The sequence below is a fragment of the uncultured Zoogloea sp. genome, from assembly GCF_937894855.1.
Taxonomy (GTDB): domain Bacteria; phylum Pseudomonadota; class Gammaproteobacteria; order Burkholderiales; family Rhodocyclaceae; genus Zoogloea; species Zoogloea oryzae.
This window is the reverse complement of sequence record NZ_CALAYQ010000207.1, coordinates 1-15,318: the sequence shown is the minus strand read 5'-3', so window position 1 is coordinate 15,318 and position 15,318 is coordinate 1. Positions and strand designations below refer to the sequence as shown.

The 15,318-nt window shown below is 69.9% G+C and carries 13 protein-coding genes; 3 read left to right on the top strand and 10 right to left on the bottom strand.

All coding sequences use genetic code 11. The annotated features are described in order from the left end of the window. Window positions 1-68 precede the first annotated feature (68 nt). The 5 genes from speD to Q0672_RS22250 are packed head-to-tail and all read right to left on the bottom strand — an operon-like array spanning window position 69 to window position 3,503. Window positions 69-419 (bottom strand): adenosylmethionine decarboxylase, encoded by a 351-nt coding sequence (speD, locus tag Q0672_RS22270; protein WP_153160620.1) that lies wholly within the window; start codon window positions 417-419, stop codon window positions 69-71. Continuing rightward, the gene (locus Q0672_RS22265; RefSeq protein ID WP_194271155.1) at window positions 416-556 is read right to left on the bottom strand and encodes a hypothetical protein; all 141 of its coding nucleotides are present in this window, start codon (window positions 554-556) and stop codon (window positions 416-418) included. Before Q0672_RS22265 ends, speD begins: the two co-directional genes overlap by 4 nt. Window positions 557-570: 14 nt before the next feature. Beyond that, a complete protein-coding gene (locus tag Q0672_RS22260; protein ID WP_298626122.1) occupies window positions 571-2,013 on the bottom strand; it encodes a DUF4178 domain-containing protein in 1,443 nt (480 codons plus the stop codon). A 58-nt stretch (window positions 2,014-2,071) separates the two neighbouring features. Further along, window positions 2,072-3,088 (bottom strand): SPFH domain-containing protein, encoded by a 1,017-nt coding sequence (locus tag Q0672_RS22255; RefSeq protein WP_298626118.1) that lies wholly within the window; start codon window positions 3,086-3,088, stop codon window positions 2,072-2,074. 28 nt (window positions 3,089-3,116) lie between these two features. Next, complete coding sequence (locus tag Q0672_RS22250) at window positions 3,117-3,503, bottom strand: DUF350 domain-containing protein (RefSeq protein WP_298626114.1); 387 nt, start codon at window positions 3,501-3,503, stop codon at window positions 3,117-3,119. Window positions 3,504-3,585: 82 nt separating this feature from the next. Between Q0672_RS22250 and Q0672_RS22245 the strand changes: the two genes are divergently transcribed. Next, window positions 3,586-5,127 (top strand): polyamine aminopropyltransferase, encoded by a 1,542-nt coding sequence (locus tag Q0672_RS22245; protein ID WP_298626111.1) that lies wholly within the window; start codon window positions 3,586-3,588, stop codon window positions 5,125-5,127. Beyond that, window positions 5,127-6,740, top strand: a complete 1,614-nt coding sequence (locus Q0672_RS22240; protein WP_298626108.1) for an NAD(P)/FAD-dependent oxidoreductase — start codon at window positions 5,127-5,129, stop codon at window positions 6,738-6,740. The genes Q0672_RS22245 and Q0672_RS22240 overlap by 1 nt, the downstream gene beginning before the upstream one ends. A gap of 16 nt (window positions 6,741-6,756) precedes the next feature. On the opposite strand, the gene Q0672_RS22235 is transcribed toward Q0672_RS22240, so the two are convergent. The 4 genes from Q0672_RS22235 to Q0672_RS22220 all read right to left on the bottom strand — a co-directional run bounded on the left by Q0672_RS22235 (window position 6,757) and on the right by Q0672_RS22220 (window position 12,349). Next, window positions 6,757-7,176 carry a hypothetical protein gene (locus Q0672_RS22235; protein ID WP_153160626.1) on the bottom strand — a complete coding sequence of 140 codons (420 nt, stop codon included), beginning with the start codon at window positions 7,174-7,176 and terminating at the stop codon, window positions 6,757-6,759. Window positions 7,177-7,185: 9 nt separating this feature from the next. Then, window positions 7,186-8,469: a hypothetical protein gene (locus tag Q0672_RS22230; protein ID WP_298626104.1), complete on the bottom strand. Its 1,284-nt coding sequence runs from the start codon at window positions 8,467-8,469 to the stop codon at window positions 7,186-7,188. Between the two features lie 264 nt (window positions 8,470-8,733). After that, window positions 8,734-11,667, bottom strand: coding sequence for a response regulator (locus Q0672_RS22225; protein ID WP_298626101.1), 2,934 nt, complete (start codon window positions 11,665-11,667; stop codon window positions 8,734-8,736). A 31-nt stretch (window positions 11,668-11,698) separates the two neighbouring features. Continuing rightward, window positions 11,699-12,349, bottom strand: coding sequence for a hypothetical protein (locus Q0672_RS22220; protein ID WP_153160629.1), 651 nt, complete (start codon window positions 12,347-12,349; stop codon window positions 11,699-11,701). A gap of 168 nt (window positions 12,350-12,517) precedes the next feature. On the opposite strand from Q0672_RS22220, the gene Q0672_RS22215 reads away from it, so the two are divergent. Further along, a complete protein-coding gene (locus tag Q0672_RS22215) occupies window positions 12,518-14,650 on the top strand; it encodes an EAL domain-containing protein (RefSeq protein ID WP_298626098.1) in 2,133 nt (710 codons plus the stop codon). A gap of 15 nt (window positions 14,651-14,665) precedes the next feature. Here the strand turns inward: Q0672_RS22215 and Q0672_RS22210 are convergent. Then, window positions 14,666-15,318 (bottom strand): ATP-binding cassette domain-containing protein (locus Q0672_RS22210; RefSeq protein WP_298626095.1); only part of this gene is annotated, 653 nt, incomplete at its 5' end.

Sequence of the window (15,318 nt, the reverse complement as noted above, 5' to 3'; positions counted from 1 at the left end):
AGGCGCCCATTCTAAATGAGTCGACGGGCCGTTTCGGCACCGCGCAGCCCATGCGGGCCACCGGCGTATCAGCCCCGCGCCACGTCCCGTCGCACGCAGCTCGCCGGGGCCAGGGCGGCCTCGATCACGTCCACCGCCAGCTCGGGCCGGGCGCTGCCGCACATGAAGACATCCACCGCCGCAAAGCCGTGCTCGGGCCAGGTGTGGATGCTGAGGTGGGATTCGGCCAGGAGCAGCACGCCGGTGACGCCGAGGCCCGGGCCGAAGGGGTGGAAGTGGCCGCCGAGCACGGTGCCGCCGGCGGCTCGGGCGGCGTCGCGGAGCAGGGTTTCGAGGGCGGCGGGGTCGGTGAGGCGCTCGGCGGCGACGCCGGTGAGATCGGCCAGCAGGTGGCGACCCCGGGGCAGGTGGGCGCTCACTTGTGGCCGCCTCCACCGGACGACCAGCTGCCGCCGGAGGAGCCGGAGCTGCTGCTCCAGCTCCGGCCGCTGCTGTTCGACTGGCCGCCAAGGTTGATCATGGTGACCACCACGACCACCAGGATGGCGTAAATCATGTAACCCACCCGCTTCATGAGTCGCCGCCGAACTTGTCGCTGAACAGGGGCGCCCACAAGAGGACCAGCCCGATCACCACCACGAACATCACGCCGCCGCCCCGGCCGAACATGGCGATGGGCAGGTTGAGGAGCAGGAGGCCCGCCGAGAAGCTGGCAGCCAGACCGTAAAGCGCCTCGGCGGGGACGTGGGCGGTGTCGGCCTTGCCGACGCTGGCAACGGCCGCAGCGGCCAGGGCCGGCTTGCCGAACCACGCGCCGATGCTCGCCGCCGTGACGCGCTGGGAAAGAGACCAGGTGATCTCGGCCGGCGTGCGTTCGCTGGTGAGGGTGCCGCGGCTGCCGACGTATTCGGTGACGCTGACCTTGTCGCCCACCTTCACCCGCCAGTTGAAGGCGCCGGCGGCGTAGGTGACCTCGGCGGTGTAGCTGTCCATGCGGGTGTAGGCGGCGTCGGCAAGGCGCACGGCGCTGGCCGAGACGGACTCGGGAAATACGTCAAGCACCTTGACCTTATCCCAGCCGGTGGCGGATTCCACCAGCCACAGAAAGCCGGCCGTCTCGCTGAAGAGCAGGTATTCCGTCCAGCCCTCGCCGGTGCCGGTGGTCTGCCGGCGCATCAGGCCGATGAGGGCGTAGCGGGCACCGTCGATGGTGGCGGCGTCGCCCAGGGCCAGGGTGGTGTGGGCGAGTGCTTCGCGGCGGACGGCCTGCATCACCTCGACGGTGCCGGTGCTGGCGTCGGACACCGTGCCGCAGGCCGGGCAGTTGAGGTGGGCCGCCACCGCCGGGCGCCAGCTGATCGACGCGCCGCACGCCGGGCATTCGAGGCTGGCCGCCTTGCCGGGCAGCTTGCCGGCGCTGGCGGCGATCTCGGTGGGGCTGCGCAGCAACTGACACTTGAGGTCGGCCACCGTCACCGCCTTGCCGGCGTAGCGGCGCGGGGTGTCGCCTTCGGAGTAATCCAGGGTGAGGAAGCGGTGGGCCTGGCGGTAGTCGGCCACCTTGGCCTCCCAGCCCTCGCCCACGCGGAAGGGCAGCTCGCCCTCGCCGCCGGTGCAGCGGGCGGTGCGCAGATCGGACGCGGTGTAGCTCACGCCGTCCCAGCGGTACAGCCCGCCCGGGACGATCTGGCCGAAGGGCGGCGCATCGCCGGCGAGGCCGGTGTCGAGGGTGACGGCGTACTGGCCGGAGGCGTCCGACAGCCAGCCGGTGCCGCCGTCGTCGAAGAGGATGTACCACTCGTTCCAGAAGCCCGCGTCGTAGCGCAGCTGGATGCGCCCCACCACGCCAAAGCGCCGCCCGGCGTAGATGCCGGACGTTGTGATGCGGATCGGCGAGTAGTCCTCCAGCGTGGCCGACATCTTGCCGGCGTCACGCACCGCATCGCCGTCGCGCAGCAGGGTGCTGCGGCAGTACTCGCACACAGCCATCGCCGAGGTGGGCGAGCGGAACACAACTTCGGCCCCGCAACTGGGGCAGGCGAGCTTGAACACGGTCAGGGCGGGCGGTGGGTCAGCCGATCAGCTTCTTCAGGATCTCGGCCTTCGCCGAATCGTAGTCGGCCTGGGTGACGAGGCCCTTGTCGAGGAGCGCCTTGAGCTTGGCGAGGCGCGCTTCGGGGTCGTCGCCGGCCGGCGCAGCAGCAGGCACCGGAGCAGCAGCCGGCGCCTGGCTTCCGCGCAGGGCGTCCATCATCACCTGGCCCATGCCCACGCCTGCCGCCAGCCCTGCCCCCACGCCGGCGATGCCGCCTTCGTTCTGGGCGGCCAGGGGCATCGAAGTGGCCACCTGATACTGGGTGTACCTGCCCATGTCGCCCACCATGCCCATGGAGATGCGGGTGTCGATGGCCTTTTGCAGCTCTTCGGGCAGCGAGATGTTCTCGACCGCGAAGTTGTCGAGCGCGAGACCGTAGCGCTCGAAGGTGGGCAGCATCGCCTCGCGCATCTTGTCGGCCAGCAGGATCTGGTTGGCCGCCATGTCGAGGAAGGGCAGCTCCGAGCCGCCCAGGGTGGCGCTCATGGTGGCAACCACCAGATTGCGCAGCTGCTGCTCGAGCTCGTCGACGGTGTAGCTCGCCCGGGTGCCGCTGATCTCGGTGAAGAAGTGCTTCGGATCGACCAGCTTGTACGAATACATGCCGAAGGCGCGCAGCCGCACCATGCCGAAATCCTTGTCGCGGATGGTGATCGGCTGCGGCGTGCCCCACTTGCGGCCCAGCTGCAGGCGGGTGCTGAAGAAGTACACGTCCGACTTGAAGGGCGACTCGAAGAGCTTGTCCCAGTTTTTAAGATTGGTGAGCAGCGGGATGGTCTGGGTGGTGAGGGTGTAGCGCCCCGGCCCGAAGACATCCGCCACCTTGCCCTCATTGACGAACACCGCCATCTGCGAATCCCGCACGGTAAGGCTGGCGCCGTACTGGATCTCGAAATCCTCCATCGGGTAACGCCACGCCAGCGTGCCGTCGGAATCCTCGTTCCACTGGAGGACGTCGATGAACTGCTTCTTGATGAATGATCCGAGGCTCATGGTTTCTCCTGCTGGATGAAAGGCGGTTTCAGGACATGCACGCTGCGTTGATGATGCCCACCACCAGCGACACGATGCCGGCGGTGGCGCCGGCGGCCACGTTGTTGCCGGCGAGCTGGTCGGGCAGCCGCGGGAAGGCCCGGGCGAGCACCGCGTAGGTGACGACCTGCACCGTAAGGCCGGCGCCGCACCACATCATGAAAAGCGGGTAGCTGTCGTTGTGGAGGATGCTCGACGCGACGGTGAGCGAGAAGCCGATCACCGCGCCGCCCAGCGACAGGGCCGGCGCCACGAAGCCCTGGCGGATCAGCGCCAGCTCGTGGAAGGGCGTGACCGCCATGTAGATGCCAGCGAACGCGGCAACCATCGCGAGGCCCGAAGTGAGGTGCAGGAAGTAACTGATCAGCGCGTCCATGGCCCGAGTCCGAATCTGCAAGCGGGGCATTTAGCCAGCATTTCTGATGCCCGGCAAGCGCATTCCGGGTAGAGTCCGCGCCATGCCAGACGCCCGCCCCACCCCCGCTGCCGCCACCGATCGCCTGCTGATCCTGTCGGTGTTCGTCGTCGCCTCCTGCGGGCTCGCCTACGAGCTGATCGCCGGGGCGCTGTCGAGCTACCTGCTGGGCGATTCGGTGCTGCAGTTCTCGTCGATCATTGGCTGCTACCTGTTCGCGATGGGCGTCGGCTCGCACCTGTCCAAATACGTGCGCGACGAGGACGCGCTGGCTCGCTTCATCGACATCGAGCTGCTGGTGGGCATCGTCGGCGGGGTGTCGGCCACGCTGCTGTTCCTGCTCTTTGCGTGGATGTCGGCGCCCTTCCGCACCGTGCTGTACGCGCTGGTGTTTGCCCTGGGCGTGCTGGTGGGGATGGAGATTCCGCTGGTGATGCGGGTGCTCCACAACCGGCAGGCGCAGTTCTCCGAGCTGGTGAGCCGGGTGCTCACCTTTGATTACCTGGGCGCGCTGGTGGTTTCGCTGCTGTTTCCGCTGGTGCTGGCGCCCAAACTGGGGCTGTCACGCACGGGTTTCCTGTTCGGGATGGCCAACGCCGCGGTGGCGCTGTGGACGCTGTGGCACTACCGCGCCGAGGTGCCCGGCGCCCGCGGCCGCTTCACCCGCGGCGTGCTGGCGATGGCCTTTCTGGCGATCGGGCTGGCGGCCTCGGAGCACCTCACCCGCTGGGCCGAGCGCGGGCTGTTCGGCGACGAGGTGATCTACGCCACCACCACGCCCTACCAGCGCATCGTCGTCACCCGCTGGAAGGACGACACGCGCCTGCACATCAACGGCAACCTGCAGTTTTCCAGCCGCGACGAGCACCGCTACCACGAGGCGCTGGTGCATCCGGCACTGGCGACGATGCCGTGGGCGCGGCGGGTGCTGGTGCTGGGCGGCGGCGATGGGCTGGCGGTGCGCGAGATCCTGCGCTACCCGCACATCGAGCACATCACGCTGGTGGACCTGGACCCGGCGATGACCGATCTCTTCACCCGCAACGCGTATCTTGCCGAGCTCAACGGCGGCGCACTCTCCGATCCGCGTGTCACGGTCATCAACGCCGACGCCGGCCAGTGGCTGGATGAAAACGCCGGGGTGTTCGACCTGATCGTCGCGGACTTTCCCGATCCGTCCAACTTCGGCCTCGGCAAGCTCTACTCGGTGCCCATCTACCGGCTGATGGCCAAGCACCTGTCGGCAAACGGCGCGCTGGTGGTGCAGTCCACCTCGCCATGGTTTGCGCCCAAGAGCTTCTGGTGCATCGACGCGACGCTGCGCGAGGCCGGCTTCGTCACCCAGCCCTACCACGCCTACGTGCCGTCGTTTGGCGAGTGGGGCTTCAACCTCGCCACCCGCCGGCCGGGCTTCGTGCCGCCGGAAAGCTACCCGGTGCCCACCCGCTTCCTCGACGCCGACACCACCCGGGCGATGTTCCGCTTTCCGCCCGACATGCGCCCGCCGGCCGTCGAGCCCAACCACCTCAACAGCCAGACCCTGGTGCATTACTTCGAACAGGACTGGCGCAACGTGGTGCGCTGATGGACCGCCGCCGGTGGATCCAGGCCGGGCTCGCCGCCGGCGCCCTCGCCACCCTGCCCGGCTGCCGGCAGCTGCGCGACTTCGGCATCCCGATCACGGTGCTGCGCCCCGGCATGGACGCAGGCCACGCCCTGCGCGACGCCACCGCCCTGCCCGCCCCGACGCGGGAGATCCGCTGCGGCGTGGCGATCCTCGGCAGCGGCATCGCCGGGCTCAGCGCCGCCTGGCGGCTGGCGAAGGAAGGCGTTGACGACTTTCTGCTGGTGGAAGGCCCGGAGCCCCTTGGCAACGCCGCTGGCGGCGAGATGATGAGCCCCACCGGCCCGATCCCGCACCCCCGCGGCGCCCACTACCTGCCGCTGCCGTCGATGGAATCCGCCACCGTGCGGGAGATCCTCTTCGAGCAGGGCGTGATCGAGGCCGACCCGTTTGCCGAGCGCCCGCGCTTTGCCGAGACGGCGCTGGTGCACGCCCCGGACGAGCGCCTGCTGTTTGGCGGGCAGTGGCACGAGGGTCTGCTGCCCACCGACGCCGTCGGGCCTGTCGAGGCCGCCCAGCACCGGCGCTTTCTGGCCTTTGTTGCCGAACTCACCCATCGCCGCGGCGGCGACGGCAAGCGGCTGTTCTGCGTGCCGGTGGTGGAATCCAGCCACGATGCAGACTGGCAACGCCTGGATGGCGTGCCCTTCCGCGACTGGCTCATCGCCCAGGGCTACACCTCGCCCACGCTCCACGCCTGGCTCGACTACGTGTGCCGGGACGAATACGGCGCGGGGTCGGATCGCGTGTCGGCGTGGTTCGGGCTGCACTACTTTGCCAGCCGCGGCGGCCATGCCGCCAACGCCGCCGACGGCGCGCTGCTCACCTGGCCCGACGGCCTCGCCGGGATCGCCCGCGGCCTGCTGGCCCGAGTGCCCGCCGAACGCCGGCTACCCGGCCACGCGCTGCGCGTGGACGAGACCCGCAACGGGGTGGCGATCCTGTGCCTCACGCTCGCCGGCATCGTCCGCATCCACGCCCGCCGCGCCATCTGCGCGATGCCGCTGCATGTGGCGGCGCATGTTGTGCCGATGATCCGCGAACGGGGCTTCGACCCGGCCCGCCATCTGCCGCCCCAGGCCCCGTGGCTGGTGGCGAACTTCCTGCTGGACGGCTTCCCGCAGGAATCCGACGACGAGCCGCTGGCCTGGGACAACGTGATCCACGCCAGCCCGGGCCTCGGCTGGGTGGTCGCCACCCATCAGCTGATCCGCGCCGCGCGGCCGGCCCACACGGTGTTCACCACCTACCGGGCGCTGGCCGATGCCTCACCCACCGACGCCCGCCAGCGCCTCGCCACCGCGAGCGCCGACGAGTTGCTCGACCTCGCTGGCGTCGACCTGCGCGCGGCCTATGGCGAGCTGGAACTGTGGCGGCGCACCCGTGCGGTGGAGATCACCGTGCGCGGCCACGGCATGGCCACACCGGTGCCGGGCAGCCTCGCCAACGCCGGGCTCGCGGCGCTGCGGGCCGCGGACGGACCGGTGCTGTTTGCCCATGCGGATCTGTCGGGCTATTCGGTGTTCGAGGAGGCGGTGTGGTGGGGCGAGCAGGCGGCGCGGAAGGCCCTGTGAGCGGCTGCCAGCCCCCTCAGCGCGCCACCACGTTCATGCCGGGCGTCACGTCGGCTTCGTCGATGTAGCCCACGGCGCCGGGCCTGGTGGATACCAGCCGGATCACGTCGGCGGTGGAGGCCACCTCCAGCGGCGGCACGCCCTTGCCCACGTAGCGGCGCACCGTCCAGTAGGCGGTGTAGCGGGCCTCGTCGCGGCTCAGCCAGCGGGAGAGAAAGCGGCTGCGCACGGGGCTGTCGGGGGGCAGGTCGAGGGGCATGATGCGCTGGTCGCCCACCTCGACGATCTTGCCGGTGTAGATGCGCTCGACCGCCATCCGGTCGAGGCGCGGCACCGACGGATGGCCGATCAGCACCACATTGCCTGCCGCCCGGAGCGGCACCGGGCCAACCCCGGCAAAGAGGCCCACGACAAAGAGCAGGAGTCGTTTCAGCATCGTCTCCCCTCAGAACGAAAAGCTGTAGGAGAGGGAGAAGACATCCAGCTGACGGCTACCTTCGGGGGAGCCCTCCGGCACGTCGAGGAAGGCGGACTTGCGGCCGACATGGGTGCGCTGCCATTCGGCCTTGAGTACCTGCCCACTGGCGAGGGCGTAGCTCGTGCCCACCGCCCAGGTGCGCTGGTCGGAGAGGATCACCGTGTCGGCGCCCCAGATCTGGCTGGCGTTGAGCAGGGCGGCGTCCGGCACGCTGTCGGGAACCCGGCTGCCATTGAGCTTGGCGTAGAGCTTGCGGGCGCGGGACGACGAACGCAGGCTCGCGGCATAGACGTAGGGCGTCCATGCGCCGGTCGGGCGTAGCAGGGAAAGATAGCCGCCCCAGGCGTCGGTGCCGGCGGCCTGATCCACCCGCTCGCCCCACCGCAGCACGCCCTCGCCCACCGCCCGGAAGCCTCCCGGCAGTTCGTTCTCGAAGCCGACGCTGACGATCTGGGAGCGGATGCGGTCGCGCATCACCACCCCGGGGCCAGGCAGGGCGTTGCTGGTCTGGTAGTAGCCGGTGCCCGGGGCGATGGGCACGTAGGGGTACTCCTTGCCGAAGCGCATGGTGTCGAGCCGGGCATCCCAGGCCAGCACGCCCAGGCGGTAGCGGTTGTCGCCCCGGCGGACGGTAAGCACGGTGCCGACAAGCCCGCCGTGGATGCCCTCGTACCACGCGACAGGCCCATCCGAGCCCGGCCGGTTGCGCACATAAACACGCGCCGACGTGCGGGACCAGCCGGCAAAGCCATCCAGATCCACCTCCAGCGCGCCGGGCGTCCAGTGGCCGCTGGCCGAGACGCCGTAGAAATCCCAGGAAGGCAGGATCGCGTAGATCTCCACCGGCAGACGGGCGAAGGGGAAGGTCGCGCCCACGTCGATGTTCTCGGCGTAGAGCAGCACCGGCAGGCGCATCTTGCCGGCCTGGATGGTCAGCGCATTGTCGGGCCGCCACGAAAGGAAGGCCCACGGCAGGCGCAGGTTCACTTCCTCGTCGCTGTTGCCGGCCGGCGCCAGGCGGGCCTGGACGGTGGCGCCGAGCTCGGGGGTCAGCGCGGCATCGATCTGGGCGCCGAGCAGGGAGTCGCGCGCCAGCGTGCCATCGCTGTCGACGGCACGCTGGTAACGGTGCTCGTCGGTGGATCGGGCGTAGCCGATGGTTCCGAAGGCCGAGTAGCGTACATCCTGGGCGGCGGACGCCTGGGCCAGCAGGGCCAGGCCGACACACAGGATTCGAAGGAGAAGACTCATCGCGGAAGAATGTGGGCATCCCTGGCCAGGCGCCGGGATCGCGGCACATTCTCTCCCGAGGCGCCGGGACGGTTGGCAACAAACTGTCACGAAAAGCCTCACGGCATAAAACGGCACCGTGAGCGGACAGCATGGCCCTGACCGTCGATGAAGCGCGGGTTGGTCACGCGGTGATCGGGCCGGGCAGCCCGGCGCGGGCGGCCGGCAGCCGCCACGCCCCCGTCAGACGCTTCCCGGGGGGGACGTCTGATCGGGCAACGCGGGCTACGGGTCGGTCTCGCCGACATCGGGCAGCAGCACCTTGCCCAGGCCTTCGACGAGGGGCCGCATCTGGTTCTCGAGCTCGGCCAGGGCGGTCGTCGCGCGGAGCGGGTCGCCCGCCCGGGCGGCGGCCTCGAGCCGGCCGGACATCATCGAGATCCCGTTCATGCCGAGCAGGCCGGCCCGGCCCTTGAGGGTGTGCGACGACAGCGCCACCGCCGCCCAGTCCCGCGCCGCCACGTCCTTGCGCAGGGCCTCCGGACCGTCGGCGAACTGGGCGCGGAACTTGGCGAGCAGGCGCGGGTAGAGGGTCGGGCTGATCCCGGTGTCGTTGATCGCGCAGTTGGGGTCGAGCCCGGGCACCGCTTCGAGCCCCATCAGCGCCGGGCCGCCGGCGGGCACCGGCGTCGGCGCCGGTGCGAACTCGGGCCGGTAATGCCGGCTCAGCACGTCGAACAGTTCGGGCAGCTCGTAGGGCTTGTTGAGGCAGCCGTTCATGCCCAGGGCGAGGCAGTGCTCCAGCACGCTGCGCCCCCGGTGGGCCGACAGGGCATACACCGGCAGATCGCCGAGTTCGGGCCGGGCGCGGATCTGGCGGATGGCCTCGTAGCCGTCCATCACCGGCATCTGCAGGTCCATCAGCACCAGGGCGTAGTAATCCGGCGCCTCGGCGCCCAGCTGGGCGAGGGCGTCGCGGCCGTCGGCGGCGGTGTCCACCTCGACACCCCAGCGGCCCAGCAGCGCCACCGCCACGTCGCGGCTGGTGGCGTTGTCCTCGACGAGCAGCACGCGCATCCCGTCCAGGGCGCCGGTGGCCACGCTGCCGCCCGCCTCCTTCGTCTGCAGGCCCAGCACGACGCCACACAGCTGGCGCAGGGTGCCGGGCAGGAGCGGGCGGTCGCAGAAGTGCAGGCCGCCGGGGCGCAGCTCGGCCACATCCTCGCCGAGGGTCCGCGGCACCGACATCAGGGCGATGTGGGCGGGCACCAGCTCGGGCTGCTCACCGAGGGCGCGCATGATGGCGCCGCCGTCGAGATCGGGCAGCGACCAGTCGAGGAACATCAGGTCGTAGGGTCGATCCGTGGCCCGCGCGGCGCGCAGGCAGGCCATCACCTCGCTGCCGCTGCTGACCGCTTCCACATCGTCGATGCCTTCGATGTTGAGCAGGTCGATGAGGGCCAGCCGGGCCTCGGGGTAATCCTCGGCGATCAGCACGCGCATCGGCGGCAGGGGCGGCAGCGGGCTCGCCGGCTCGTCGCCGTCGCGGGTCAGGGGGATCTGGATCTGGAAGCGGCTGCCGGCGCGCGGCGCGCTCTGCACGCGGATCTCGCCGCCCATCGCCTCGACCAGCCGGCGGACGATGGCGAGCCCCAGCCCGGTGCCGCCGTACTGGCGGGTGGTGGCGCCGTCGGCCTGGACGAAGTCGTCGAAGAGGAACTCGATCTGCTCGGGCCGCATGCCGATGCCGGTATCTTCAACGGTGAGGCTGACCAGATGCCGACCGTCGTCCGCCAGCTTGCCGTCTATGCATAGCGACACATGGCCGGAAGGGGTGAACTTGACCGCGTTGGAGAGCAGGTTGGCGAGCACCTGACCGATGCGCAGGGGGTCGCCCCTCAGGCGCTGACGGAGCAGCCCGGCACTGGCAGGGCGGACATCGAAGAGCAGCTCGACGCCCTTCTCGAGGGCCGTGCGCTCCACCAGCAGGAAGGCGTTGGCAACCACCTGCTCGAGCCGGAAGGGGATGTCTTCCAGCTCCAGCCGGCCGGCTTCGATCTTGGAAAAATCGAGGATGTCGTTGAGGGTGTCGAGCAGCGTGCGGCCGGCGATGCGGATCTTGCTGACGTAGTCGCGCTGGCGGGGGGAGAGCCGGCTGTGGAGGATCAGCTCGGCCATGCCGATCACCGCGTTGAGCGGGGTGCGGATCTCGTGGCTCATGTTGGCCAGGAACATCGACTTGGCCTGGGTGGCCTGCTCGGCGCGGGCGCGGGCCTCGACCAGCTCCTGGCGGATGTGCTCGCGGTCGAGGATGTCGCTCTCGATGGAGCCCGCCATCGAGTTGAAGGTGTCGCGCAGGGTGCGGATCTCCGCCACGCCGGCCACGTCGGGGATGCGCGCGTCGTACTCGCCGCGGGCCAGCCGGTCGGTGGCGGCGCACATGTCCTCGATGGGCTGGAGCACCCGCCGGCGCACCGTGAAGAAGCCCCGCACCACGAGCAGCGCGGTCACCACCATGCCGATGATCGCCGTCACGATCCAGTCGCGCAGGCGGGCCCGGGCGTCGCTCACGGCCGCGCCGGTCCGGCGGTCGACCCGGCCCTTGAGTTCGGCCACCGCCTGGGCCATGCGGGCACGCAGGATGTCGTATTCGCGGTTATGGACGAACTTGACCGCCAGCTCGGGGTGGGGGACGCCTTCCGACACGAAGGAGTCGGCCTTGGGGTCGTAGAGCCCCTGGGTGGCGGCAAAGGCCACCTGCTCGTGGACCTTCAGCGCCTCGGCCTCGGACAGCACCTGCTGAAGGGCTTCGAGCTCGGTGCCGTCGAAGCCCAGGGAAATCATCCGAGCCCGCAGGGAAACCCCTGTCCCGGGCGGGCGCTGGACGAAAGGCGTGGTGCCGGCGATGACCCGGTCCCAGTAGGTGGTGGGGTCGTCATCGACAACCAGCGGCCGCTCGCCTTCGCGGATCGCCAGGATGGCGTAGTAGTACTTGAGGTAGCTCGTCTCGCCGGTGACCACGTAGCTGCGCACGAGACGGCTGAGCATTTCCATCTCGCGCCGCAGGTCATCAACCTGGCGCAGGGCGTCGGCACGGTTCTGCTGCACCGCCTGGACCTTGTCGAAGGCCGCCAGGGCGAGCAGCGAGATCGATCCGTTGATCCCCAGGATCAACAGCAGCACGACCGAGAAGATGAGCGAGAGCTTGGAGAGCTTCATTGGCAAATGCCAGCTTACACCGCCACCACCCTCAGGCAGTTGCAGCAACCCGGCGCCGTCGCACACTTTCACTGAGCAGATCGAGGACGCAATAGAACGCCCCGGCCGCCAGCGGCGGATTGCTCACCGGCCAGCCCAGCCCGGGCAGCGTCGCCCGCCAGGCCCAGTTGCCGAGCCAGGTGCCCCACAACTCCATGACCAGCGACAGCAGGAACATCGTCGCGTAAAGCCGCGGCGCCGGCCCCCAGCGCAGACAGGCCAGAAAGATCAGCAGGAGCGGCGGCCCGAGCCAGTCCACGCCGCCCAGCGCCAGCGCGCTGACGCCCGCCACCGCCAGCCACGCGGTGGCCGTGAGGAGCCGCCCGGGCAGGCGATCGGCGAGGTACAGGCCCAGCCAGTAGAGCAGCACATGCCCCGGCGGCACGAACAGCGGCAGGTTGCCGAGGCGGTAGTCGTAGAGCCCCCAGACCAGCGACAGCACCACCTCGCCCGCGGTGGCGATCACCAGGCAGGCCAGCAGACGCGTGCGCTGGGCCGGATGCGCCACCACCAGCAGCGCGCACAGGGCCCACACCCAGACGCTCACCAGCGGCTGGCCCCACGCGCCGCCAAAGCGATCCGCCACCAGCCCGAAGGCAATGGTGAGCGCGGAGAGCAGCGCAAGGATCGAAGGTTGCGGCATGGGGCTTACAGTCGGTGCGGAATGCGCGATGATACCGGGCAGGCGCCCATAGAGGCGCCGACAGTCGATCCGCCCGCCCGGCGCCGCCGCAAGGCCCGGGCAGGACACCCGAGGACGCCCCATGCCGATGTCCGCTCCTGCCTCACCCCGCTGCCGCATGCCCACGCCATGACTGACGCGGACCGCCCCGGCGCGGGTGACCATCCCTGGGCCCCGGCGGTCCGGCGGGGCTTTCTGCTGACCCTGCCGCTGGTGCTGAGCGGCGCCGTCGCCCTGCTCGTCCTCAACCTGCCGATCCCCGGTTACCAGGCCGCGATGGACGGCTGGTGGGGGCCCGACTGGCGCGCTGCCGTGCAGTCCGCCTGGCAGGCCAGCCTGGGGCTGCTGTCGATCGCCGTGGTGTTCGCCACCAGCCATGCGCTGGCGGCGCTTGTCGCGGCCCGGCAGCGCACCGACACAAGCCCGGTGGCGGTGGCCCTGATCGCCCTGTGCTGCTACTTCATCCTGGTCCTGCCGGGCAAGGGCCTGCTCTCCAGCGAGCTGGCGGTGCCGCGGGGGGTGTTCCTGTCGGTGCTGGTGGGCATCGCCGCCACCGAGCTCTTCCTGCGCCTGCGGCGCGTGCGCGGGCTCGACCTGTCCATGCTGGCCGAGGCGGACTCGGAACTCCCGGCGGTGCTCAAGTCCGTCCTCCCCGGCATGCTCACCATCGGGCTGTTCTGCGTGATCCAGCACGCCCTGATCGCGCCCTACGCCCAGTCGGCCGACGCCATCGGCGACCGGGCGCTGGGCTGGCTGTTCGGGCTGTCGGACAGCGCCCTGCTGCGCACCGTGCTGTTCACCGTGCTGGCCCACCTGCTGTGGTTCGTCGGCGTGCACGGCAACAACGCGCTGGAGCTGTTCTACCGCGACCACCTCTTCCCGGCCAGCGAAGCCAACATCCACGCCCTGCAGGCCGGGCAGGTGCCGCCGGAGATCATCACCAACGCCTTCGTGGATGCCTTCGTGCTGCTGGGCGGGTCGGGCGCCACGATCGGCCTGCTGATCCCGCTGCTGGCCGTCACCCGCGGCAGCCGTCGGCGCCTGAGCTGGCTGGCGGCACCGACGGCCCTGTTCAACATCAACGAGATCCTGATCTTCGGCCTGCCCATCGTCTTCAACCCGACGCTGCTGCTGCCCTTCCTGCTGGCGCCGCTGGCGAGCCTGCTGGTCGCCTGGGGTGCGGTGGCCGCCGGCCTCGTCCCGCCCAACGCCGGCCACGTGCCGTGGGCCACGCCGCTGCTGCTCAACGCCTGGCTCACCGCCGATTCGTGGCGGGGGGTTGCGCTGCAGCTGGTCAACATCGGGCTCTCGGTGGCGATCTACCTGCCCTTCGTGCGCCGCAACGACCGCCTCCAGCGCGCCCGCACCCGGGCCACCTTCGCGCGGCTGATCAGCTCGATGCAGGGGATTCTGGTTCAGCCGGGCCAGCAGCTGCTGGGTCGCACCGACGAGATCGGCAGCCTGGCGCGGAGCCTGGCGGCTCGGCTCGACCAGGATCTGCGCAGCGGCCGCATCCATCTGGCCTACCAGCCCAAGCTCGACCAGGCCGGGCGGGTCACCGGCGTCGAGGCCCTGCTGCGCTGGGATCACCCGCTGCTGGGCGGCGTGCCGGCCCACGTGGCGGTGGCGATCATCGAGGATGCGGGCAAGATCAACGAGGTGGGCGACCGGGTGCTCGAGATGGCCTGCCGGCAGCTGCAGCAGTGGCGCGAGACCGGCCTTTCCGGCATCGAGATGGCGGTGAATGTCTCGCCCCTGCAGCTCGAAGACCCGGCCTTCGCGGCGCGGGTCGAGCGCTGCCTCACGCGCCACCGGCTGGCGCCCGGGGCATTGGAGATCGAGATCACCGAAGGCCATCTGGTGAGCAGCACCGAAACCTCGGCGCACAACCTGTCAGCCCTGGGCGCGCTGGGCGTCAAGCTGGCGATGGACGATTTCGGGATGGGCTACAGCTCGCTGCTGTACATGCGGCGCTTCCGCATCGACGCGATCAAGCTGGATGGATCGCTGACGCGGGAGGTGCTGAACAACGCCAGCTGCCGCGAGATCATCGCCAGCGTCGGCCAGCTGTGCCGGAGCCAGGATGTGCGGCTGGTGGCCGAGTACGTGGAGACCCAGGCCCAGCGCGATCTGCTGGCGAGCCTGGGGTGCGACGGTTTCCAGGGCTGGCTGTACAGCCCGGCGGTGAGCCCGGAAGCCTGCCGCGCCTACATCGAGGCGCAGCGGACGACGACCCGGCCGGAAAGCCGCGCCGTCGTCTGAAACCTGCCGACAGGCTTACTCGATGCCCTGGCTGGCGAGATATTCCTCGTAGGTGCCGCGGTAATCGACGATGTCGCCGGGGCCACGGATCTCGAGGATGCGGGTGGCGATGGACGACACGAACGCCCGGTCGTGGGAGACGAAGAACAGCGTGCCGCTGAAATCCGCGATGCCCGAGTTGAGGGATTCGATGGATTCCATGTCCATGTGGTTGGTGGGCTCATCCAGCAGCAGCACGTTCTTGCGCTGGAGCATCAGCTTGCCGAACAGCATCCGGCCCTGTTCGCCGCCCGAGATCACCTTGACCGACTTCTTCACGTCGTCGCCCTTGAAGAGCAGCCGGCCCAGCGTGCCGCGGATCAGGGTTTCGGCGTCGTCGCCTTCGTAGCCACCTTCGCGCACGTAGCCGCTGATCCAGTCGGTGAGGTTCTCGCCGCTGGCGAAGTCATCGGCGTGATCCTGGGCGTAATAGCCGAGCTTGGCCTTCTCGGCCCACTTGACGGTGCCGAACTGGGGCGCCAGGCCGTGCAGGCCGGGGCCGACCAGCAGCTTGAGCAGGGTCGTCTTGCCGATGCCGTTCTCGCCGATGATCGCGATGCGGTCGTTGGCGTCCGCGGTGAAGGTGAAGTTCTTGATGATCGGGTTGGCCGGATCGTAGCCGAAGGTGA